Source organism: Phycisphaerales bacterium (genome assembly GCA_040221175.1).
Lineage (GTDB): Bacteria > Planctomycetota > Phycisphaerae > Phycisphaerales > UBA1924 > JAHCJI01.
This window is the reverse complement of record JAVJVK010000015.1, coordinates 131,818-155,064: the sequence shown is the minus strand read 5'-3', so window position 1 is coordinate 155,064 and position 23,247 is coordinate 131,818. Positions and strand designations below refer to the sequence as shown.

At 65.8% G+C, this 23,247-nt stretch carries 20 protein-coding genes; 14 read left to right on the top strand and 6 right to left on the bottom strand.

The window, feature by feature from the left end; genetic code table 11:
* Positions 1 to 127 precede the first annotated feature (127 nt).
* A complete protein-coding gene (locus tag RIE32_12090; GenBank protein ID MEQ9096990.1) occupies positions 128 to 250 on the top strand; it encodes a hypothetical protein in 123 nt (40 codons plus the stop codon).
* A gap of 460 nt (positions 251 to 710) precedes the next feature.
* Complete coding sequence (locus RIE32_12085; GenBank protein ID MEQ9096989.1) at positions 711 to 974, top strand: hypothetical protein; 264 nt, start codon at positions 711 to 713, stop codon at positions 972 to 974.
* Positions 975 to 1,026: 52 nt separating this feature from the next.
* On the opposite strand, the gene RIE32_12080 is transcribed toward RIE32_12085, so the two are convergent.
* Positions 1,027 to 3,897 carry a phosphoribosylformylglycinamidine synthase subunit PurS gene (locus RIE32_12080; protein ID MEQ9096988.1) on the bottom strand — a complete coding sequence of 957 codons (2,871 nt, stop codon included), beginning with the start codon at positions 3,895 to 3,897 and terminating at the stop codon, positions 1,027 to 1,029.
* Between the two features lie 262 nt (positions 3,898 to 4,159).
* On the opposite strand from RIE32_12080, the gene rnhA reads away from it, so the two are divergent.
* The 6 genes from rnhA to RIE32_12050 all read left to right on the top strand — a co-directional run bounded on the left by rnhA (position 4,160) and on the right by RIE32_12050 (position 11,476).
* The gene (gene rnhA / locus RIE32_12075) at positions 4,160 to 4,621 is read left to right on the top strand and encodes a ribonuclease HI (GenBank protein MEQ9096987.1); all 462 of its coding nucleotides are present in this window, start codon (positions 4,160 to 4,162) and stop codon (positions 4,619 to 4,621) included.
* Positions 4,622 to 4,804: 183 nt separating this feature from the next.
* On the top strand, positions 4,805 to 5,860 hold the full coding sequence (locus RIE32_12070) for a PilT/PilU family type 4a pilus ATPase (protein ID MEQ9096986.1): 1,056 nt from the start codon (positions 4,805 to 4,807) through the stop codon (positions 5,858 to 5,860).
* A 49-nt stretch (positions 5,861 to 5,909) separates the two neighbouring features.
* Positions 5,910 to 7,136, top strand: a complete 1,227-nt coding sequence (locus RIE32_12065) for a type II secretion system F family protein (protein MEQ9096985.1) — start codon at positions 5,910 to 5,912, stop codon at positions 7,134 to 7,136.
* Between the two features lie 71 nt (positions 7,137 to 7,207).
* Positions 7,208 to 7,903 carry a prepilin-type N-terminal cleavage/methylation domain-containing protein gene (locus RIE32_12060; GenBank protein ID MEQ9096984.1) on the top strand — a complete coding sequence of 232 codons (696 nt, stop codon included), beginning with the start codon at positions 7,208 to 7,210 and terminating at the stop codon, positions 7,901 to 7,903.
* A gap of 94 nt (positions 7,904 to 7,997) precedes the next feature.
* The gene (locus RIE32_12055; GenBank protein MEQ9096983.1) at positions 7,998 to 10,838 is read left to right on the top strand and encodes a hypothetical protein; all 2,841 of its coding nucleotides are present in this window, start codon (positions 7,998 to 8,000) and stop codon (positions 10,836 to 10,838) included.
* Entirely contained in the window at positions 10,835 to 11,476 is a 642-nt protein-coding gene (locus RIE32_12050; GenBank protein ID MEQ9096982.1) for a prepilin-type N-terminal cleavage/methylation domain-containing protein, read from the top strand. Before RIE32_12055 ends, RIE32_12050 begins: the two co-directional genes overlap by 4 nt.
* A 3-nt stretch (positions 11,477 to 11,479) precedes the next feature.
* Here the strand turns inward: RIE32_12050 and RIE32_12045 are convergent, their stop codons facing one another.
* Together RIE32_12045 and RIE32_12040 are read right to left on the bottom strand one after the other, a co-directional pair.
* A complete protein-coding gene (locus RIE32_12045) occupies positions 11,480 to 12,511 on the bottom strand; it encodes a GC-type dockerin domain-anchored protein (GenBank protein ID MEQ9096981.1) in 1,032 nt (343 codons plus the stop codon).
* A 57-nt stretch (positions 12,512 to 12,568) separates the two neighbouring features.
* Positions 12,569 to 12,799, bottom strand: a complete 231-nt coding sequence (locus RIE32_12040) for a hypothetical protein (protein MEQ9096980.1) — start codon at positions 12,797 to 12,799, stop codon at positions 12,569 to 12,571.
* A gap of 136 nt (positions 12,800 to 12,935) precedes the next feature.
* On the opposite strand from RIE32_12040, the gene dnaX reads away from it, so the two are divergent.
* The 4 genes from dnaX to RIE32_12020 all read left to right on the top strand — a co-directional run bounded on the left by dnaX (position 12,936) and on the right by RIE32_12020 (position 15,798).
* Entirely contained in the window at positions 12,936 to 14,072 is a 1,137-nt protein-coding gene (gene dnaX, locus RIE32_12035; GenBank protein ID MEQ9096979.1) for a DNA polymerase III subunit gamma/tau, read from the top strand.
* A gap of 281 nt (positions 14,073 to 14,353) precedes the next feature.
* Complete coding sequence (locus RIE32_12030; GenBank protein MEQ9096978.1) at positions 14,354 to 14,689, top strand: hypothetical protein; 336 nt, start codon at positions 14,354 to 14,356, stop codon at positions 14,687 to 14,689.
* 21 nt (positions 14,690 to 14,710) lie between these two features.
* On the top strand, positions 14,711 to 15,100 hold the full coding sequence (locus RIE32_12025; GenBank protein ID MEQ9096977.1) for a YbaB/EbfC family nucleoid-associated protein: 390 nt from the start codon (positions 14,711 to 14,713) through the stop codon (positions 15,098 to 15,100).
* Positions 15,101 to 15,324: 224 nt separating this feature from the next.
* Entirely contained in the window at positions 15,325 to 15,798 is a 474-nt protein-coding gene (locus tag RIE32_12020) for an NUDIX domain-containing protein (protein ID MEQ9096976.1), read from the top strand.
* Position 15,799: 1 nt separating this feature from the next.
* Here RIE32_12020 and RIE32_12015 read toward each other — a convergent pair whose 3' ends face one another.
* Together RIE32_12015 and RIE32_12010 are read right to left on the bottom strand one after the other, a co-directional pair.
* On the bottom strand, positions 15,800 to 20,017 hold the full coding sequence (locus RIE32_12015) for a hypothetical protein (protein MEQ9096975.1): 4,218 nt from the start codon (positions 20,015 to 20,017) through the stop codon (positions 15,800 to 15,802).
* Between the two features lie 66 nt (positions 20,018 to 20,083).
* Positions 20,084 to 20,734 carry a hypothetical protein gene (locus RIE32_12010; GenBank protein MEQ9096974.1) on the bottom strand — a complete coding sequence of 217 codons (651 nt, stop codon included), beginning with the start codon at positions 20,732 to 20,734 and terminating at the stop codon, positions 20,084 to 20,086.
* A 321-nt stretch (positions 20,735 to 21,055) separates the two neighbouring features.
* On the opposite strand from RIE32_12010, the gene RIE32_12005 reads away from it, so the two are divergent.
* Both RIE32_12005 and obgE read left to right on the top strand, forming a co-directional pair.
* Positions 21,056 to 21,499, top strand: coding sequence for a PilZ domain-containing protein (locus RIE32_12005; GenBank protein MEQ9096973.1), 444 nt, complete (start codon positions 21,056 to 21,058; stop codon positions 21,497 to 21,499).
* 99 nt (positions 21,500 to 21,598) lie between these two features.
* Complete coding sequence (obgE, locus tag RIE32_12000) at positions 21,599 to 22,639, top strand: GTPase ObgE (protein ID MEQ9096972.1); 1,041 nt, start codon at positions 21,599 to 21,601, stop codon at positions 22,637 to 22,639.
* Here obgE and RIE32_11995 read toward each other — a convergent pair.
* The gene (locus tag RIE32_11995) at positions 22,609 to 23,247 is read right to left on the bottom strand and encodes an SAM-dependent methyltransferase (protein MEQ9096971.1); all 639 of its coding nucleotides are present in this window, start codon (positions 23,245 to 23,247) and stop codon (positions 22,609 to 22,611) included. The two genes, obgE and RIE32_11995, sit on opposite strands and share 31 nt — an antisense overlap.

Genomic DNA, 23,247 nt, shown 5'->3' with positions numbered 1-23,247 from the left:
CGGGACAGTTTTCTTGACCATCGAATAATTCTCTATTGCGAACGATTGACCGACGATAGTAGATATCGTACACTATAGCGAACTGTACGAGTCCGTTTCTCGGCAATCCAGTCAAGGAGCGTTCACCATGAAGAACATCATCACCGCACCGTGCACGACCGCGTGCAGCCTCAACGTCGCGACCAAGTGGGCCTTGGGCGGGCTCATCCTGGCCGCCGGCATCCTGACGATCCTGGTGGCCACGGCTTGATCGCCGAGCCAGGCAAACCTCCCCCGAACCCCGGCCATTCGCCGGGGTTTTTGTTTTTGGGCAGTTGACACCGCCCCGAATGCAGATAGTGTTCGCCCTTACACATTCCCCCGGTGCGGCCCGCAGGCCCTAGGGGAGAGAGGGGGCATCGATGATCGAGTTCAACCTGATCACCACCGCGTGCGGCCAGTCGATGTTCCTCGATATCGATCCCACTGATCGTGTATCGCGTCAACCTCGCTCGGCCTGACGCCCCGCCGGCCTCGCCAGGCACCCGTAACACAACCCATCGCCACCACGCCGCGCTGTCGCGTGTCGTGCGTGCGCTGCCCAGCCGTCGCGCCTGACCGCGTCGGTCTCCCACACATCCGTTCCGCGGTTGAGCCAGGCGCACGGTGCGCAAGGCGAGGCCGCGATATCGCCGCCGGCGTGCGCGCCCGCGGCCATGAGGAGGTTCGCCATGTTGTCGCATCGATTCGCCGAGTCCTGGTCGCCAGCGCTGTCCGCGATCGCCACGGTGCTCGGCCTGGTTTCCACCGCCACGGGCGCATGGAAGCTCGTTCGCTTCGTGGGGCTGCTGCGATTATTCAGGCGATGGTGCATAGCCGCGAACGCGCGCCTGGGCATCGTCGCGCAGCCAGGCGTGCTCAGCGAGCGCGATCGCCGGGTGATCGAGAGCCGAACCAGCGCGAGCGAACGCGCCGGCCCGCCCATGATCTTCTGAGAAGTTCAGAAACCAAGGAGGCCCGGGCGCAAGCCCGGGCCTTCTCGTGCGCTCACCAATCGAGCGGGCCGCACCAGACGCGGGCCATTTCCTCGACATTGATCGATGACTGGTCGACCTGAAGCGTGGCCGAATCATCCAGCGTCGCCAAGGTCATGCACGAGACCCCATCGAGCAGTTTGGAGATACGTTCGACCTGGTCGGGAGCCACCTCGAGCAGGTACCGGCACGGCAGTTCCTCGAACGGGTCCAGCCCGCCAAACTCATGCAGCGAGGCACCGATGGGGGCGTCGGGCGTGCTGCCCGCGATGAGCATCTCCGCCAGCGCGACGAGCACGCCACCATCGCTCACGTCGTGGGCGCTATGCACCAGGCCCTGCTCGATGGCCCGGGCCACGCCCCCGGCGGTCTTCGGGCCACGTGAGAGCTTGTGCCAGTCTGCCGAGCCGTCGACGAGCACGATGACATTGCCCGGCTGCTTCGCATCGCTCGTCACGCACTTCTCGATGTCGTGCACGATTCCCAACCCCGTGATCAGCAGCGTGGGCGGAATGCGGATCGTTGTGCCGTCGTCGGTGCGGAACTGGTTGTTGAGCGAGTCCTTGCCGCTCACGAAGGGCGTGCGGTAGGCCTTGGCGCCGTCGTAGCAGCCGATGGCGGCGCGAACGAGGTGGCCCAGGCTTTCCGCGTCCTTCACGCCGGGCCAGCAGAAGTTGTCGAGGATGGCGATTCGGCTGGGGTCGGCCCCCACGCACACCAGGTTGCGCACGCACTCGTCGATGGCCGCGAGCGCCATGAAATACGGGTCGCCGCCGATCGCCGGGTCGCCCACGCGCGTTTGCAAGCCGCAACCGATCGCCACGCCACGACCGGTGCCGGGCACGGGCTCGATGACCGACGCATCGCCCGGCCCACGGCTCGCGCCGTCTTCGGCGGGCGGGCCGACCAGCGGCTTGAGCACCGTGTTGCCCTGCACCTCGTGGTCATACTGACGGATGATCCAGTGCTTACTGGCAATCGACGGATGCGCGAGCAGCTTCAGCAGCGCTTCGCCAACGCTTGGTTCGCTACTTGCCTTTGGCTTTGGCTGCTTTGGAGACCAGGTGGCCGGCAAGGTCTCGCGTGGGATGCCGCCGTGGACGAATTCCATGGGCAGGCGGCCGACCTCGTGGTCACCGTATCGCAGGATCAGTTCGGCGTCGGGCGTGCCGTAGTGGCCGAGGTTGGCCAGCTCGACGCCCTCCTCGTCGCAGATGGCTTGCAGCGCCGCGACGTTCTGCTCGGGCACGGCCAGGATCATCCGCTCCTGGGCCTCGCTGATCCAGATCTCGGTGTAGGTCAGGCCGGCGTACTTGAGCGGCGCGTTGGCCAGCTGGACGTCGGCTCCGAGCTTCTCGCCCATCTCGCCGATGGCGCTGCTGAAGCCGCCCGCGCCGCAGTCGGTGATGGCGCTGAACAGCGGTCGTTCGCCCTCGTCGCGCGCGCGCAGGATGGCGTCGAGGACCTTCTTCTCCTCGATCGGGTTGCCGATCTGGACGGCGTGGCTGAACTCATCGGCGTGCGTGTCGCTCAGCTCGGCGCTCGAGAAGGTCGCGCCGTGGATGCCGTCGCGGCCCGTGCGCCCGCCAAGCGCGATGATGCGGTCGCCTGGTTTGGCCTCGCCGTCGATCTTGTCTCGGGGGATCAGGCCGATGCAGCCGGCGAAGACCAGCGGGTTGCCGATGTAGCGCGGGTCGAAGTCGACCGCGCCGTTGAGCGTGGGGATGCCCATGCGGTTGCCATAATCGCGCACGCCAGCGACGACCTCGCGCAGTACGCGTTTTGGGTGGATGCAGCCGGCAGGGACATCAGTCGTTTCCGGCGGCGCGACGCAGAAGACATCGGTGTTGGCGATGGGCTTGGCGGCCAGGCCGGTGCCGATGATGTCGCGGATGCACCCGCCGATGCCGGTGGCGGCGCCGCCGTAGGGCTCGAGCGCGCTGGGGTGGTTGTGCGTCTCGACCTTGATGCACACGCCGTAGTCGTCGTCGAAGGCGACCACGCCCGAGTTGTCGTGGAAGATCGAGAGCGTCCAGTCGATGCCGTCGGCGATGAGCTCGTGCGTGGCGGCGGCGACGGTGTTCTTGAGGAGATTGGCGATCGTGACAGAACCGTCGTCGTGAATGGTCACGCCGGGGCGATTGGTCCAGTCGATCGTGTCAGCGTTGGGGCGGGTGTAGTGATAATCGCTCTTGAGGGTCTTGTGGACGCAGTGCTCGGACCAGGTCTGGGCGAGCGTCTCGAGCTCGATGTCGGTGGGCTCGCGGCCCAGGGCCTGGTACTGCTGCTGGATGGCGCGCATCTCGCCCAGGCTCAGGAACAAGTGGCCCTCGCGGCTCAGACGCTCCAGACCGGAATCGTCGAGGGACAAGATCTCGACCGTGATGGGCTTGAATTCGTACGGCTCGCCATGGGGCAGGGCGTCGGGGTGGAATGGGCCCTCGTGCAGCGCCTGGACGACGGGGTTAAAGAGCAGGCGGGCGGCCAGGGCCTTGGCATCCTCGGCGGCCAGGCCCTCCAGGTCGTAGCGGGCGCCCGTTGACGCCTGCACCTCCACGCCCAGTAGTTCGCGGATGGCCTCCTCGACTGATTGGGCGGCCGGGTCCATGACGCCGGGGAGGGGGTGGACCTCGAGCGTCACGGCTGTCTGGCGATTGGCATGCCCGTTCTCGGTCGCCAGGGTCTCGGTGACGGGGTTGACCAGCAGGGCCCGGGCGATGGCATCGCGCTGCTGCTGGGTCAACTCGCCCTCCAGGAGGTAGACCTTGGCCGTGCGGGCATCTGCCAAGGGCGTGCCCAGGGCGGCGGCCTCTCGCATGAGGCGGTGGGCGCGGGGGTCTCTCGCGTCGGGAAGCGGCCGGACTTCGAAGCGGTGCGTGGGCATAGGGCCCATGGTATGGCTGGGGGGTTGTGGATTGGTCTTGCGCGGGCCCCTTGGCGGACGGGGCTGGGCCATGGCCGCGGCGCGGGCTTCCAGGCGAGCGTTCGGCTTGGGGGGCGTGGGCTTGCGTCTGGGTTGCTTCATATCAGCAGATTACGGCGTCGGCTTGTGGCGTCCAGCCGGCACGTGTGTAGCGCCGCCACATTGCGCACCTGGCGGTGATGGGCGTGGGATTTCTGTGCGGGCGGATCGGTTAGTATGGGCGATGGCTGATGGATCGCTGCCGATGGTCGAGCTCTACACCGATGGCGCCTGCTCGGGCAATCCGGGGCCGGGGGGGTGGGCTTACATCCTCCGGCATCCGGGCTCGGGCTCGGAGAAGGAAGCCTGCGGCGGGGAGAAGGCCACGACCAATAACCGCATGGAGCTGATGGCCGTGATCCGCGGGCTCGAAGCGCTGGCCCGGCCCACGCGCGTGGAGTTGTACTCGGACTCGCAGTACGTGCTCAAGGGGCTCAAGGAATGGATGGCCTCTTGGAAGAAGCGCGGCTGGAAGACCGCCAGCAAGCAGCCGGTGAAGAACCAGGACCTGTGGATGCGGCTGGACGAACTCATGGTCGAGCACGCGCTGAGCTTCCACTGGGTGCGCGGGCACAACGACCACCCTGAGAACGAGCGGGCCGACAGGCTGGCCGTGGCGGCGCGGGACGAGGCGGCTCGCGGCTAGGGCGATAACCGCCGGGCGGATCGCATATAGGGACGTTGGTGGATCGGTGCGCCGTTACAACCGGCGTTTCTTGCCGCGTTGGCCTGCGCGTGGACCACAGTGGCGGGTGGATCGCGACGATGGTGAGCGTTGAGGTCGGCGACGTCCGCCGGCCGCCAGACGCCCGTTGAGGGGGATTTGCGCGTGAACCTGCACGACGTTCTCAAGGTGGCCCACAAGGCCAACGCATCGGACATCCACCTCGTTTCCGGGCAGCCGCCCGTGATGCGGGTGAACCAGGTGATGACGCCCATGGACTTCCCGGTGATCTCGCCGGAGTCGGGCCGGGCCATCCTGGAGGAGATGGCGCCGCCCGAGGCCGTGCAGACCTTCGATCGCCAAAAGGACTCGGACTTCTCGTACGAGATCGAGGGGCTGAGCCGCTACCGCGTGAATGCCCACTTGCAGCGCGGCCAGGTCGGCTTGTGCCTTCGTGCCATCAAGACCAAGGTGCCCCCGCTGAGCGCCCTGACGCTGCCGGAGGTCATCGCCCGCCTGACGTACCTGCCGCGCGGGCTCGTGCTTGTGACGGGCGACACCGGATCGGGCAAGTCAACGACGCTGGCCGCCATGATCCAGGCGATGAACGAGCGGTATCGCAAGCACATCATTACGCTTGAGGATCCGGTGGAGTACACCTTCGAGAGCGACCACTGCCTCATCGAGCAGCGCGAGCTGGGCCAGGACATGCCCACCTTCGCCAGCGGCCTGAAGCACGCTCTGCGTCAGGACCCCGACATCGTGCTCGTCGGTGAGATGCGTGACCTGGAGACCACCGCGCTGGCGATCAGCGCCGCAGAGACGGGCCACTTGGTGCTCAGCACGCTGCACACCGTGAACGCCAGCCAGACGGTGGAGCGCATCATCGACATGTATCCGGCCGGGCAGCAGAACCAGATTCGCTCGATGCTTGCCAACACGCTGCAGGCGGTCGTGAGCCAGACGCTGTTCAGCCGGATCGACGAGCCCGGCATGGTTCCGGCGGTCGAGACGCTGCTGTGTACGCCGGCGGTTCGCAACCTGATTCGCGAGAACCGGACGTTCGAGATTCCCAACGTGATCGAGACAAACCGCTCGATCGGGATGAGCAGCCTGGATGCGTCGATCGCCGAGTTGTACTTCAACGGCATGATCTCCAAGGAGGACGCGGTCGCCCAGGCGGCGTTCCCCGACAAGCTGGAGCGTCAGCTCGTCGCCTGAGTGGTGTGGGTTTAGATGGGGCATGGGGCCCCAAGGGGTGTGATTCGCGATGCCGAACTATCGCTACCAGGTGCGGGGCCAGGGAGGCCAGATCCAGGTCGGTGTGCTGTCGGCCGACAGCGTGCAGACCGCGGCAACGGTGCTGCGCAACCAGGGCCTCCACATCCTGGCGGTGAATCCGGTGGGCGGGGGCATCCAGCGGCGTGCGCTCATGGAGAAGCTTGCCGACCTGAACGCCGGCAAGCCCAGCCAGAAGCACGTGCTCGAATTCACCACCCAGCTGGCCGTCATGATCCGGGCGGGCATCAACCTGCGGGCGAGCCTGGAGGGTATCGCCGACCAGACCCAGCACCGCGGCTTCCGCAAGGTTATCGACCAACTACGCACCGACGTCGAGAGCGGCAAGAGCTTCTCCGAGGCCCTCGCCCGGCATCCCAAGCTCTTCGGCCCGCTCTACGTGAACATGGTGCGGGCGTCCGAGATGGCCGGCTCGTTCAGCCAGATGCTGGACCGCATTGCCGGCTACATCGCCCAGCAGATCGAGACTCGCAAGATGGTGGTTGGCGCCTCGATTTATCCGGGCATTATCGGCACCATGGCCGTCGCGGTGACGGTGTTCCTGCTGACATTCGTGCTGCCCAAGTTCAAGGCGGTGTTCGAGGGCAAGGAGGATGCGCTGCCGGCCTCGACCAAGTTCCTCATGGGGCTGAGCGAGTTCCTGCAGATGCAGTGGCCCTACATCGTTGCCGGCGTCTTCGGGCTGGGCATGGCCGGCTTCCTGGCGCTCAAGACCGAGCCCGGTGGCCTGCTTGCCGACCGCATGAAGCTCACGCTGCCTGTCTTCAAGAACATGTTCCGCTCGCTGTACATCAGCCGGAGCCTGCACACCAAGGGCCAGCTCATCAATGCCGGCGTGCCGATGCTGGACACCTTGGCCATTACCGGGGACATCTCGGGCAACCGGTTGTACAAGGCGATGTGGCGGAACGTGTACATGTCGGTCAAGCAAGGTAAGAAGATCGCCTTGCCGCTGAGCAAGACGACGCTTCTGCCTCGCGCCGTGGTGCAGATGATCTCGGCGGGCGAAGAGTCCGGTAAGCTTGGCGAGGTTCTCGACGAAGTGTCGGTGTACTACGCCAAGCAGCTCAAGGACCAGATCAAGGCCGTCACGAGCCTGATCGAGCCGGTGATGATCATCGTTATGGGCGGCATTGTCGGCTTCATCGCCATGGCCATCATCCTGCCGATCTTCCGGATGAGCCAGATCGTGAACTGATCGGTCTTTCGGAATGGACAGTGAACCTTGGCGGGGCCTTTGTGGCCCTGCCGGCGTATTGGAGGTATCCCGTGATCCATGGCCTTCGCCAACGTGCTGGACGTGCTCGCGGCCGACGCTCCCGGGGCTTCACGCTCATCGAGACGGCGCTGGCGACGGTGATCATCGGCGTGGGCGTAGTGGCGATCGTCGAGGCCCACCAGGCCTTCATGCGAAGCAACCAGTGGTCTACGCATGCCGCCACGGCAACGTTCCTGGGCGGTGAACTCCGCGAGTTGACGCTGCCGCTGCGTCGGCACGATCCGGTCACCGGCCTGCGCATCGTCGGTGGTGAAGTGCAGGGCTGGGGACCCGAGCCTGGTGAAGTCCTGGTCGAGGACTTCGACGACCTGGACGATTTCGACGGACTGAGCTTCGCGTTCAACGGAACACCGGGGTTTATCGATGACGACGATCTGCCGGGCCCGCTCGACGCGTTCGGCCTGGTGATCCCCGAGATTTTCGATGATGGCTCGGTCATGCTGGACCCCGATGGCAACCCGGTTCCCATGCAGGGCTGGACGCAGACCGTTCGGGTCGTCAAGGTGCACCCGACGGACCCGACGCGGGAGTTGGCGGTGGACTACGTCGAGCCGCCGGTTGGCGCTTCGGCGGGCATCGCGATCGACGAGTTCCCGCTCAAGGTCGAGGTCATCGTGACCTACGAGGGCCCGTTCGTCACGGCGCCCACCGAGGTGACTCGGGTAACGTGGATCGTGCCGCGATAGGCGCGATGGAAGGACTGCAATGATGAAGGCAACACGAACGCATGCACGCCATGGTCGCCGACGCCCCGGGCCGCGCCGCCGCGGAGTCGTGTCGGTGTTGTCAATGATGTTCCTGATCCTGTTCGGTTCGCTTGCGGCCGCGATGGCCGTGGTGAGCCAGGGCAACCTGCGAACCGCGGCGGCACACCTGCACGTGAGCCGAGCGATGAGTTCTGCGGAGACGGGCCTGGCAGTCGCCGAGCAGCGGCTGGACCTGGCGGCAACGCGCTTCGTCATTGACCGCGGCCGGATCGACCAGACGCTGGGCACGCAGCTGTGGCTGGGGACGATTCCTGCAGACGTTGACACGGTGGTCCGGGCCTTGCCCACCGGCGACGTCCCGGCGGGCGTTGCCAATGCCCTGGCCATCATCCACGACAGCGACGCAAACACGATTGATATCGACGGCATCGTCGCGCCCACGCTCGGCGCGGCCCCGGTGGATGTCGATCTCACGCTCTACGCCGAGGACAACTGGTTGTTTACCCCCGCGGTGGGCCTGGTCGAGCAGAACCCCGACCAGGACCCGCGCGGTCAGGCGTATCAGATCACCTACGCACCGCTGGCCAACGGCGTTGACATCCGCATCATCGTGACCGGCTACGACTTCGATCATCAGCGTGGCGGCGTACCGTTGACCCGCACGATCAGCCGCGACTATCGCATGCTCAAGCGCGTCGAGCACTCGGTCATCTCGCCCAACCGAATCATGATCGGCAAGAACGTCATGATCGATGGTGATCTGGGCTCGACGTTTACGGACACGACGTTCACCCACGGCGACCCGATGCTGCTGCGCTCCGACTTCCGGCATCTTGATGAAGATCTGGACGCGAAGCTCGACGCCTTGAACGCGAACATCTCCCGGTTCGACGTCGACAACGATAACCGCCTGCGCGTGGGGCACCCGGAAGAAGGCCTGGGCAGCGGGCTGGACCTCGACGGCGACGGCGAGCCGGACGAGACGGCCCTGGACGTGAACGGCGATGGTTTCATCGACGAATTTGACCTGTTCCTGGCCTTCTACGACACCAATGGTGATGGACGGGTTGCGCTGTCGGACGCCCTGCGTGCTGGCACGCCTGGCGAGTTTGCCACCGCCGAGTTCGTGGACGGCTCTGGCCGCGGTGTCGACGATGCACTGGCCCTGTTGATCGACAGCGCCAAGCCCGACCGCAATCGCAACCGCTTGTACGGCTTCGAGGACGTCAATGGCGACGGGGTCTGGCAGCCCGGAGACGAACCCCTGCGAGACGTCGATCCGTACTCGGGCCTGTTCGCCGACCAGGTCCTGGGTTATCGAGATGGATTCATCGACGCACGCGACCTGTATCGGAAGGTCGACGGCACGCTGGCGTTTCGCGCGACCCGTGAAGACTGGGAGGCTCGGCAGGGCCCTGTCGAGGACCGGCTGCGCGGCCCCATCGATCCCGGTGAAGACGCGGCCATGACGTTCGGCGCAACTGAGGACGACCTGCCCGAACTGACGACCGAACGGTTTGCCAAGGCGAAGGATCAGATCGTGGCCGGCACGGCCGATGCGGATCCATTCTGGCTCCAGGTCGCCCAGAACCTGGGCCTGGCCGGACCGGCCGACCTGGTGGGATATGTGGAGCCGGGGACGGACCCCGAAGCGCCGCAGTACTTCCGGCTGGACCCCGACGCCAACGGCGACGGCAGCCCCGACAACTGGGAGACGGCGTACTTCGAAAAGTCGCCCTTCAACAGCCCCAACTTCACGGACTGGTATTACCGTCCGGTGTTCGTGAACATGACGTTCAAGGATGCCGTGCTCGAGCCGGGTCTCAACGGCCTGTTCATCAACTGCACGTTCGTCGGTATTACCTACGTCCGGACCGAAGCCAACAACGAGCACCTGAACTGGGAGTTGTACGGTCGCATGCAGTTCGACGCGGGCGCCGAGCGCCCGGTGCCCGAGGCGCCGCGCGTGGAGGTGACGACCGCTTCGGAGTATCCCGATGACGTGCTGCCGGCATCGGCGCTGCCGCCGTCGCAACGGTTCTTCATCCCCATGAACCCCTTCACGCAGGCACTGGACAAGGCGGACTTCCTCAAGACGTCGCGGCCCGTGAACTTCGATGATCTGCTGGAGCCCATCGTGCTGGACGGTCGGCGGGTGACCGACACGAAGCTGGTGTCCAACAACATCCGCTTCCATGACTGCCTGTTCATTGGCTCGATTGTGAGCGATACGCCCACTCAGTACACGCCCACGCGCAACAAGTTGCAGTACACCGGTGCTACGCGGTTCCTGCGCGAACATCCCGATCCGGACAAACAAGGTGACGAGCGGTATCGTCCCGACAGCGACGATGAGGAGCTCATCGACCTCTCGAGCATGATGCTGCCGGGCTATTCGGTGGACCTTGGCACCTTTAACAGCCCCCCCACCCAGGACGTGCAGCTCGGCGGCGTCGTCGTTGCCGGCGTGATGGACATCCGCGGGAACGCGTCGATCGACGGCGCCCTGCTTATGACCTTCAAGCCCGAGGCCGGCGTGGCCCCGCTGGTAGATCAGTTCGGCGTGCCGGTGGGCAACCCTGCGATGTTCAATACCACGCTGGGGTACTTCGGTCCTGATGACGGCGACGAGGAGTCGCTGGATCCCACGACGCTACCCGAAGCGATGGCGGCCGATCCGATCACCGGCGAGATGCGGATGCAGAAGATCGTGGGCTATGACACCAATGGCGATGGCCTGGCGGACGTGCCGCACGACTCGCCCGACGTGCCCGATGGCGCGGTGCCGGTGCCCTTCCATGGCTATGGCCGCGTGCACCTGCGGTTCAATCCCAGCATGGTGCTGCCCGACGGCATCATGCTGCCGATGCAAGTCCGGGTGTTGCCCGGTTCGTACCAGGAGGGGCGCCCGTGAACACGCACAAGAACACAGTTCGTCGCTTGCTGGCCACCAGCGGCCGTGGCTTCAGCCTGATCGAGATGATGGTCGCGTTGGCAATCAGTGCCGCGCTGCTGACGGCATCGCTGGCGGCGCTGGACACCAGCTTCAAGAGCTATCAGCAGACCAGCGAGACGGCTTCGACGCACGTGGTGACGCGCATCGTCACGCACCGCGTCTTGACGATGATCCGCACGGGGCGCGAGTTCGCCCCCTATCCCATCGACGTACTCGATCAGACGCAGAACCCGATGTTCACCAACAGCATCGAGTTCGTGTCGGCTGAGGACGAGGCGACGAACTTCCGCGAGATCACCCGGATCTTCGCCGAGGTCGACCCCGATGCGACCGATGGCTCTCAGCGGCTGATGCTCACCATCGACGAGTTTACCGACGGCGTGCTGACCACCAGCGAGACCCGACCGCTGCTGCGGGGTGTGCTCGACGCAACGTTCACGCTGGAATATGACATCGGCCCCCAGCTCCGCCGGGCGACCATGGACATCACCGTCGAAGCCAGCGACATCGGAGACGCGGGCCTGAATGCCAACTGGGACACGCCCACGCTCCGACTCGTTGCGAGCGCATCGCCTCGCCGGCTGCAGGATCGGTAAGGCTCAAGCACAGCCGTCTTCGAACGCCGTCTGGAAGGCCAGGAAATCGAAGATGGTGAGCTCACCATCGCCGTCGAAGTCTGCGCGGGCCGTTCCCGCGTCGAACTCGTTCTGGAAGATCAGGAAGTCGAACACGGTGAGCTCGCCGTCGTCGTCCAGATCGACGCGGCACGGGCCGGGCAGGCACCCCCAGCGGGCCAGATTCATCGAGTGTCCGGGCGAGCCGACGCTCATGTTGCCGCCGATGTAGAGCGCCTTGCCCCGGCCGTCATCGAACTCGGCAGCGGCGAACACGGTGCCGGCCACGAGTTCTCCCACGGCTGACCATTCGGCGCCATCCCAGCGGGCCAGACCGCGGATCGGCGTGCCGCCCATGCGGTACAGGCTCCCGCCGACGAAAAGGCCCGGGCCGCGGCCGTCGTCGTGCGAGATCATCGCGCGAATCAGGCCGCTGTTGTCCTCGCCCACCGTGCTCCATGCGGAGCCGTCCCATCGAGCGACGGCTTCTGCGGTCGTCGGGCCGGCCGAATCGAAGGAGCCACCGACGTAGAGGTCCGGCCCGTTTCCGTCGTCGTGTACCGCCATTGCTTCTACGAATCCGCCGACCCCGGTATCGAGTGGCGACCAGACACCTCGATGCCATCGGGCGATGCCCTTGGAATCGACGCTGCCGGCGCGTGTAAAGCTACCGCCGACGTAGAGCCCCTCGGCCGTACCGTCGTCGAAGGTGCCGAGTGCCAGGCCCGCCGAAGTGACGCTTTCGCCCAACGCGTCCCACGAGCGACCGCTCCAGCGTGCCACGCCGTGGGCGAACCGCCCGTCGATCCAGCGGAAGTTGCCCGCTGCGCACAATCTGGGGGCGTACAACGGCTCGGCGTAGGCGGTCAGGGCCTGAATGGCACCATCGAACATCGGGCCGAGTTGCTCCCACTGCTGGCCGTCCCACCGCGTGACATAACCATCCGAGCCAATCGCCACACCCGCGTAGAGCATCGGGCCGTTGCCATCGTCGAACTCGATGAGGGCCGACACCACGCCGAGCAGTCCGGGCCCGACGGCCGACCACGACTCGCCATCCCATCGAGCGATGTTCTAGACGGGCAGGGAGCCGGCATGGGCAAAGCTGCCGCCGACGTAGAGGGCACTCCCGCTGCCATCATCGTGGACAGCCAGGGAGACCACGTCGCCATCGGGGCCGTGGCCGAGGCCGAAGAGGGATTCGTCCCACTGGGGCGTGCAGCCCTGACCCCGGGCGACGGTGGCCAGCAGCAGCGATCCCGCCAAACCGATCACCAACCACCACGATTGCGCCAGATTTGTCACCGATTCCTCCAGAACGCGGGGCCGGCCCGCAAACACCACCCACCGCTTCGCTGCGAGTCTACGGGGCGGAGTCCTGGGGGGTAACGCGGTTCCCCAGCATCCTCACCCCTCACCACCGCCCTCCTACCCTGCCCCCATGGCCTACACCGCCCTTGCCCGTCGATATCGCAGCCAGGATTTTGGGACCGTTGTGGGCCAGGAGGCCGTTGCGCGGACGCTGGCCAAGGCCATCGAGCAGGGGCGGGTGGCCCATGCGTACCTGTTCTGTGGGACGCGGGGGGTAGGCAAGACGTCCATGGCCCGGATCTTCGCCAAGGCCCTGGCCGGGGGGACGCCCGAGACGGACAAGGCCATCATGGAAGGCCGCGACAGCGACGTGATCGAGATCGACGCAGCCAGCAACCGCGGCGTGGACAACGCCCGCGAGTTGATCGCCAACGCGGGCTACATGCCCCTGCGCGGCAAGCTGAAGGTCTACATCATCGACGAGGTCCACATGCTGACCAAGGAGGCGTTCAACACCCTCCTCAAGACGATGGAAGAGCCGCCCGACCACGTCAAGTTCATCCTGTGCACCACCGAGGCCAACAAGGTCCCTCCCACCATCCAGAGCCGCTGCCAGCGGTTCGACTTCCGCATGATCCCCGCCTCGCGTATCGCCGAGCACCTGCGGGAGGTCAGCGAGCAGGAAGGCGTGAAGGCCGACGACGACCTGCTGGCTGCCGTCGCGCGGCTGGGGGCGGGATCCATGCGCGACGCGCTGAGCCTGCTTGATCGACTGATGGCCGCGGGCGACAAGCATCTGACGCTCGCCAGGCTCGAAGAGTTGTTGGGCCTGCCCGATCGCGAACTCATCGGCCGCATGATCGACGCGATCTCAAGAGGTGATACCAAAGAAGTGCTCAAGGCCGGGCAGGATTTGCTGAGCCTGGGCATCGGTCCCGAACTGGCGCTTGAGACCCTGGCCAACAGGTTGCGAGATCTGATGGTTCTTGGCGTGTGCGGGCCCGACACGGACCTGGTCGAACTCTCTGATTCGGCCCGGCAAGCTGAGGCCGAGCGGGCCGGACGTTTTGACGCCCCCGCCTTGAGCCACATGATCGCCTTATGCGAGACGGCCCAGCGTGTGTGCCGCGAGAGCCCGGCTCCGCGGGCGATGTTTGACGCCGCGCTTGTGCGGCTGGCCATGGCCGAGCGATTCGCCGACCTGACGTCGCTGGCCAGCGGCGGTCGAAGCGGGCGGCCGGCGGAGATGGCCTCGGGAAAAGCCTGAAGCCGGAGGCCCCGCCCGATCGAGCGACGCCTCCGGCCCCAGTACCTCAAGCACGACCCACGCCCGCTCCACGGCCGGCGGTCGTCGCGGAGCCCAAACTCGTTCGCCCCTCCGAGCCGACGTCGCCGGGATCAGACTCGGTGGGCGCGCCGCCCCACGATCACGTCCTCGTCCGGCGAGCACGCGAGTTGTTTGCGCCCGAAGAAACGCCGGGCCGCGGCACGCCCTAATCTGTGACGAATCCACACGCCCCTGAAATCAACACGAGCGGAGCATCCAGCATGGCAGAGAAGAAGTCCGGCCTGATCAAGAACATCGTCCTCCTGATTATCATCTTCGCATGTGCCGGCGGCGTGTGGTACTTCCTCACACAAAAGGGCGGGGCGATGTCCGAAACGCAAGTGCAGGAGTGGTTCCTCAGTGGCGAGATGGCGCAGGAGCAACTGGACCTTGAAGGCGTCAAGGCGAAGCTCAACCACGATGCGCCGCAGGACATGGGCGAAGGCCGATATCGCTTCGACATGGCCCACGTGGACGCCGACAACACCCTGGTGGTCGACGTCGTGGTGCGCGGTGGCCGGGCGATCTCCTATACGATCGTCGAAGGCGTCGAGTGACCGATCGGTCGGAGTCGAGCCATGTTTGACCAGATGCGCGCGCTTGGGGCGCTGACCAGCCTGATGAAGGATCGCCAGAAGCTCACCGACGCGGCGGCACGCGTCAAGGAGCGCCTCGAAGCCGCACGCGTGCAGGGCTCGGCGGGTGAGGGCGCCATCATCGTGACCATGAGCGGCGCCATGAAAGTGGTCAGCGTCCACATCGAACCAGCCATGGCGACCGCGTTTTCGGCCGATCAGGCAAGCCAGTTGCTCGCCCAGGACCTCATCGCGCAGGCAACCAATGACGCCATGGCAAAGGCTCAATCGCTCGCCCGCGAAACGGTGGCCGAAGAAGCGCGTGAACTCGGGCTTCCCGAAGAACTGACCTCGCAGATGGGCGGGCCGTTGTCCTCGGCGTTGGGTCTGTGAGCGTCCACTTTCTCCCCCTTGGGCAACCGCTGCGCGTCAACATCCATGGTCAGCGTCCCTCCTTGGACGCATCAGTTCGGTCGTGCTGGGAATCAGCGTGCGCAGCCAACCCGAAGCTCTTCGATGGGCCAATCCTCGCGGTCCGCTCCATCGATGCGGCGTCTGGCCGACTCTCCGCCAGCCCCGACCGATTCGCACACGTCGTCTGCCAGCCCAATAGGTGCATGCTCCCGGTGACCATCCTGAGCGTCACGGGCGTGATCATCGCGACTTCGGACACGGTCCCCCAGGTATTGCTGGCCAGACGCGGGCGGCAGACGCGCAGCTATCCGGGCATGTGGGAATTTGCGCCCGCCGGCGGGCTTGGCGAGCCGCAATCGCCAACGTTCGGCATCGAGGGCGTCTTGCCGACGCTGGCGGCGGAACTGAACGAAGAGGTGGGCATTGCCGACCCATTGTGCGATCAGCGAACCATCGGACTCGTCGTCGATCCGCACGCTCGCAGCGTGGACATCGTCATCCGGGCCGAGGTCGCGAATGGTCTGCCATCGCTGCGTACGGACGGCGCGCACGCGTGGGAATGTATCGACGCGCGTTGGGTTCCCATTCAAGAGTTCGAGCAGGAAACGGCTCAGTTCGATGGGGGCGTGATCGAGCCCACGCTGGCCATCGCCCGCCGTCTTGGCTGGCATCGCTGACTCAGCCGCCGCCCGATTGCCCGCTCTTGCCTCCGGGGAGGCTCAGCAAGTCTTGCAGCGACTCGCCCGGATTCAGGAGCGGGCCAAGGAATTCACTACCACGGCGCTTGATGAGCACTTGGGGCGCTGGTCGGATGGAGGGACTGGAGAGTTCTCCGCTCACGCGCCAGGGAACGGTCGTCACCTTGTTGAAGCCCGGGACCGTTCGACCGAGGGCAGTGCCCAGCCCCGTATTGAAACGTCCGGCCGCGGCATCGGTGAGGGCAGCCTTCGGGATCCACACGATCACGTCCATGGTGCTCTCGACGAGGTTCACCGTGCCCTCCGACTCAAGTTCGAGATCGCCCAGCGGAAGCGTGAACGGTTGGTACGTAATTACGCCGTCGACCATGCTGACTTGGATGGGCTCAATGCGTCGACCAAGCGAGCCTTCAGCGCGCTGGCCGGTTGCCTTCAGGACGCTTGACAGAACGCTGCTCGTGCGGAAGCGTGCCGTCCCGAGCGCGATCGTGACCTCACCCTGGCCGTGCTCCCACTCACCATTGGTCGGAATGGTCAGGCCCTCTGTGCGGATGATGGCTGGTCCATCCTCGGGCCGCTTCTCGACCATCAGGAGCTCGGGGATCAGCTCGCTGAACCGCTCGGTGATCTCGGGACGGACCTCGCGAACGGTCAGGATCGTCTGCGGTTCGGCCATGATGATGCGGTGGTTTTCCAGACGTCCGTAGCCCGAGGCGTCGGCACGCGGACCACGAACGCTGAACCGAAGGTCAGCCGCTGGCGGCTGGCCGGGGATGAGCCGACCGTGCTGGATCTCGGCATCGAGATCGACGACCGGACCGAGGCTGTCGGCCAGCAAGCCGTTGGTGTTGGATAGTGCATCGGCAAGCGCAACGGGTACGTCGTCACCCTTGAGGGTGCCCCGAACCTCGGCCGTTTCGAGATCGAGGCGTCCCTGGGCATCCGCTGGATTCTGGACGAGTCCGTTCAGTTCGAGCGTGCCGCCACCCGTCGTCGAGGCGTTGGCCGTGATTCCGTACGTACTCCGAGCCACGCGCCGAACACGACCGGTGAGCGAGTCGAGATTGATGCTTGGTCGCTCGGGGATCGCGATGGTGGCCCCCTTGGCATCGAGCGATGCATCCAGCGCGACGCGAGCGGGATCGAGCAGCCCCTGCCCCTGGGCGAGAGGATTGCCCAGGGCAACCTGGTCAAGGCGAATCTTAAAGGGCTGCACGGCGGTGACCTGCGCGCCGATGGCGGTTGCGAGCCACGACGCATCGGGAGTCCACGTCACCGTGGTTGGCTGGGCGAGTTCGATCGTGTTGGTGGTGAAGTTCGCCACGATGGCTTGCGACGTCGCCAGACGCGGCGTATTCAGATCGATCGAAACGCGTCGGGGCGTCCAAGGCAGCGCGGCTTGGGGCGTGGACGAGGCTTGAGCCTCGACAATGATCCGGCCGGACTCTCCGATCGAACCAGCGGCCGCATCGAGCCCGCCGACCCCCACGCCGGCCAGGGCAAGCGTTTGCCGAACGCTGACTTCGTCGATGGTGACGCGTGCATCCAGGTCCCCTGTCTGGTTCGACGTCGCGTTCGCATTCACGACGGCAATGCGACCAAGTTCGGCAGACTCGACGGCCAGATCTAAAGTGGTCTCCACGTTTGCACGGCCGCCCAACGCACGTCCGAGAGAGTTCACGCTCCCTCGCAGGCTCGTCAGCACCACGCTGGTACGCTGCCGTTCCTCGCCTTCGGCGGCGCCCCCCGTCGGCACGCCGTCTAACCGGATCGCGTCTTCGAGCGACATCGAAAGGGTCGTCTGATCGAGGCCATCCGAGATGTTCAGCCCCTGCCCGAATTCGAGCGTGGCATCTCCCACGGTGGCCACGAGCGGGGCCGTCCTGGCGAGGCTCGAGCCCTCCATGCCGATCTTCGGCGCCACACCCTTCCACAGTTGCGCAGACGGCGTCATGCGCAGCGAGGCTGCGTCGATCGATGCTCGCGAGGTCGACGCGCGCAGCCCGGTCGCTTCCAGCCGGGCGTGCTGTGCCTCTACTTCCAACACGCCCGCGAGAAGATCCGAAGCCGTGGGCTCGGTGAGCTTGAGCGAGAGCCTGACATCGGGCCCGACGGCTTCACCGAGCCACGCTTCCAGCGGTCGCCCTGCCGCCTCCATCTCGAAGGCTCGAACGAGCCGCGTTGGCGCCTGGAGCGTGATCACACCGGTCACCTGCGGCAATTCGATCTGATCGCCGCCAAGCATGCGCTCAAGACCGTTCGATCGCAGATCGGCCGACAGCACGGCGGTATCTTCCGCGATGACGGGCGTCGCCGCAAGGTTGATCTTCGTGCTCGCCCCATCGGCCTGAACGTTCAATCGCAGATCGCTGATGACCAGGTTCGGACCGTCCGCAGGCGTGAGCGTCGGGCCGCTCGCGGTCAATTCCGCCACGATGGCCGTATTGGCGACTTGCGGACTGAGATCCGCCATTGGCAGGCGGAAGTCGGAGACCCTGGCCTGAATTCCCTGGCCGTTCTCCATGCTCCAGCCTTCTGGGAGCCACGCAGCAGCGATGGCGTTCGGACGATCGACGCCAAGCATGGCAGGCGTGGTCAGCACAATGGCTTCTTCGGTCCATCGGGCGTCGGCCGATGCACGAAGGTGTGCTGCATCGAGGGCGACAACGATCGAAGCCGAATTGTCCTCGTTCGCCTTCCAGCCAATCGTTGCATCAAGCACGGGACCAGTGATCTCCGGCAGATCGAGCCCAATGTTCTCAAGCCTGGCGAGCCAAGGCTTGGCGGCAAGCACCGGCATGCGTTCGAGGCTGACGTCGATCGATGGAACGACGCCAGCAAGCGAGCCGACGCTTGCCTCGAAGCCCTCCGAGAGCATGCGGACGAGGGCGTCCGCGTCGGCCCATGCTTCGAACGAGAAGGCACCTTCGGGTTGGTCGTTGATTGCAGCACGCGCCGTGGCATCCAGGCGTATCAACTCCGATGGTTCGATGCTCGTGCGGAAGGCGATCTGCGAGAGCGAGACGATCGCGTCAGCACCTCCTGCTCCGGGAACCTGCAATTGCGATGGCTGGAGCGTGGCGCGGAGATCGGCCCGGAACTGAGCAAGCTCCGGCATGGCGCCGCCCATGGGAACGACAAGTTGCTCGATATTGAGCGAGAGGCTGCCAGCCCGAACGACCTGCACGCCTTGGGTGGGCACGGCAACGCGTCGGATGGCCTCCCGGGCCAGGAATGCGCTGGTGTCAATGTTCACCGAACCCGGCGACTCGAGCTGGATTGCACCATCGCGCTGCGAGACCGCCAGCGATGCCCGGACGGTCTGCGATTCGAGCGAGATCGAGGCCTGGCGAGGCAAACCAGATTCGAGACTCGCGACGACCTCGAGGCCAAGGCCCCCTTGCGCCGCCACCATCGCCGACTCTGCCAGCACCTCGTCGCCACTCAATGCGCCCAGCGAACGGGCGAACTCGGGCGTGAGTTCCGCAATGCTCGCCCTGGCTTCGCCCTTCAGGTCGCTGACATCGACGTCTGCCTCGATCTCGAACCGGCCGGCCAAGGTCGCCTCGGCGATCTCGGCCCGACTGGCAGGATGTGCCCGCGGGCTGACCAGCGTGCCCCGTACGTCGGCGTCGATGCGAGCACCATCGGCGACCGCTTGTCCTTCCAATCCCGAGATCGCGACGGTCGGTGAACCGGCTCTCGTCACGGCGAGGTCCAGGCCCTGCAACTGGATGCGGCCGAAGGGAAGCTCGATCGGGTCGCGTTCCTTGGGCGCCTCGGCCGCTGACTCACCGCTGCGCTCGAGCCCGAAAGCTCGCTCGATGTTGGTCGCTCCATCTTCCAGTATCCGAACGCTTGCCCAACCATCGACCACGATGTCTTGCTCGATGTGGGCATCGAGCAGGCCCAGCAGGCCGCCCCCCGTGTTCACGGCCACGCTGGCAATGTGTTCGCCATCGACGTCGTACAACGACGCACGCTCGACCGCGAGATCGCCAGTCCAGGAGAGCGAGACGTGCTCCAGTTCGAGGCGGCCGGGAATGCCAATGTTTCGCGCGACGGCCGGGGCCACAGCGGCGATCAGGGCCGGACCAGCCAACGCGACGAACACCACCAACAGCACGAACGCAATAGCCAGAAACAACAGCGCCTTGCGCAATCGGCGAGTCGGGCGGGTCGACGCAACGTCGGACATCGGGACATTCCTCCAGGCGCAGGATAGTGCGCAGCCCCCACCAATGGGCGGGGAGTGAAGCGGGATTCACTCATCCCGTTGGGGAGCCGATCGGTGCTTGTTGGCAAACCTGCATCGCCGCAAGCCCAGCCACGCAAAGCACTCGAACGCCAGAAACCCGGCAAGCACGAGCGCGATTCCCGATGCGGCAAGAAGCAACGACCAGCGGGGCGGCGTGTGCCCGACGCCACCGCCCAAGTACCTCGCAAACTCGGTCTCGAGCCCCCACGCGAGCGGCAGCATCAGCGCGGCTCCCAAACCCGAAACAAGCCAGCCCGCAGCGCCGTGGCGGACGATCGTGTGCGCAAGTTCCGGATGCATGCGTGAACCCGCCTGGGCGCCAAATATCACGAGCCCGCGCGCCTCGATCCACGTCAGGGCCCCCAGCATCAGCATGGCGACGGGGGTCAACAGGCATCCGAGGATGATGCCCAGGGCAATTGACCCGATGACGCTGCCGGGAGTCCACGAGGCCGCTCCGCTCGCCGTACGACGTTCCAACTCCAAGAGCAGCAGCACGCCGACGCCCAGCAGTTGCCCGATTGGCAGCGCGCCCAGCAGGAGAAGCGCGCGGACCGGCGGCTTCGACACCGACATCGAGTCCAGCGTGCCCAGCGGATGGCGAAGGACGAGCCAACTCGTCAGCAGGAGGGGCCCGAAGCCACGGTGTCGCTGCATGGGCGATCCCTGCCTCCTTGCAGGCAGGCTTTGCTCGATTGGCAAGCCACACTCGGGACACACCCCGGCCGCCGGCAGCCCCTCGATGATGTAGCCGCATCTCTCACACAGCAGCGTTTGGTCATTGACTTCGGGTTGTGGATTGGAGGGCGGCACGGGCCAAACTCGCGAAGAACTTCAGGATTTTCGATCCATAAGCTTTTTGTTAGGATCTCGTGGCCAGATTAGCGATTTTCGTCATTTTCGCCACAACCGGTAAAGTCGGCCTTCAACCCTTCCGATCGATCGTACGGGCGACGACCGCCCCCTGGAGATCGAGCCATGGCCATCACCGACCCCACTCCGCCCAGCGTCCTGCCCCTCCGCGAAAGGCGCCGGCACCCTCGGTTCAGCGTGCCCCCGATGTACAGCCCCATCGCCGTTCGAACGCTGGACAGCGACGAATTCAACTTCGAGGGCCATGCGTACGACGTCAGCGAGGGCGGGCTGCAGTTCGAATTGGACCGCCCCTTTGAGCCCGGCACCCGTCTGGCGATGCGTATCGAACTTCCCGGCGACATGGCCTTCGGTCGCTCGCCGCATGCCGGCCCCGGGCGCGACACCGGACCCGGGCGGGCCATCTTTGTGTTTGCCACCGTCGTATGGATCTGCGAGGAGCAGTTTGGTCCGGCCAGGATGGCGGCGGTCTTCAACATGTTCTGCCGGGCCGGTGACAAGGACCGGCTGAAGCAGGCTCTGGCTCAGACGATGGCCCGGGCCGCCTGAGTCAGGGTCCCGCAGCGAACCAGGGAGTTGGGACGGAAGGCCCGGGTGCATGCCCGGGCTTTCTCGTAACGAGTCCGATCCACGCGTACGATCTCCGACATGTTCGCCGATCGCGCCACCATCACGATTTATGCCGGCAAGGGCGGAGACGGCTGCGTCTCATTCCGCCGGGCCCGCGGGCTGCCCAAGGGTGGTCCTGACGGCGGCAATGGTGGCGACGGCGGGAGCGTCATCCTGGTCGCCGACGAGAACGTCGGAACGCTCTTGGACTATCGCGGCAAGCACGACTGGCGCGCTCGTGGTGGTCGCCCCGGGGAGGGCGCCCAGCGGCACGGCGCGGGGGCCGACGACCTTTACGTCCACCTGCCCCCGGGCACGCTGGTATACGACGACGATACGGGTGAGTTGCTCTACGACCTCGGTCCGGGAGATCGCGTCATCGCGGCACAGGGCGGCAGGGGCGGCTTCGGTAATGAGCATTTCAAGAGCGCGACCCATCAGACGCCTCGGCAGGCCACCAAGGGCGAGCCCGGCGAGGTCCGGCGCATCCGGCTCGAACTGAAGCTCATCGCCGAAGTCGGCCTGGTGGGGCTACCCAATGCCGGCAAGAGCACGCTGCTCGCCGCAACGACGGCCGCAGCGCCCAAGGTGGCCAACTACCCCTTCACCACCCTCAGCCCACAGTTGGGCATTGCCGATCTCGACGGCTCTCGACGCCTGGTGATCGCCGACATTCCCGGACTGATCGAAGGGGCCGCCAGCGGGGCGGGGCTTGGGCACGAGTTCCTGCGTCACGTCGAGCGCACGAAGGTGCTGGTCCACGTTCTGGACATGGTGCCCGACAAGGGCGAGGTGGCCGAGAACTACACCAAGATCCGAGCCGAACTCGGTCAATACGCGCCGGCGCTGCTTGAGAAACCCGAGCTCATCGCGCTGAACAAGGCCGACCTTTTCGTCGATGATCAGGAACTGGCCGACGCGATCGAAAGCCTGCGATCTTCCTTGAACGTCGGAGACGATCGGCTCTTCGTGATCAGCGGTGCCGCCCGCCAGGGCCTGCGCGAACTCCTCGAGGCCGCGTGGAAGCTGGTCCACCCTGCGGGCAACACTCAGCCGGGCTGGGCTTCCTCGCCCGCGTGAGCAGGCGCGAACAGCCCCAGCCATTCGGCATTTCCGGTCCCGGCCTTGGCGCTCTTCCCCTTGCGGCGTGATCCGGCGATCGGAGACCTGGTCAAACCTTGGCACGTGAACCCAAGCGATGCGACGGACTCGATCGTCTCGTGAGCGATGCGTTCGGCCTGATGCTGGTCGGTGAGGTGCTCACCGCTCTCGTAGTGCGGCTTGATGAGGCTAATGATGCGACCCCCTTGGCGCAGCCAGCCCGCCGCAGCCGGCAGGGCGAGTCGCTGGGGCGTCCATCCAAGATCCATGACGACCAGATCAACGGCCTCGTTCGGCTCGACGTACAGGGCGTTTGCACGCTCGAGTGCTTGCACCCGTTCGTCGCGACGAACCATGTAATCGAGGATGCCCCTGGCCGTGTCGATCGCGACCACCCGCGCCGCACCGCACGCGAGCAGGCACTGGCTGAAACCGCCGACGCTGGCTCCCAGGTCGGCGCAGTCGAGACCGTCGGGATCCACCGCGAACGCATGGAGCGCGTGCTGCAACTTGTAGAAACCCCGGGAAACCACGCGGGGCACGCCAAGCGGGGCCGTGTCGGCGGGGTCGGCCGATGGTGGAATCAT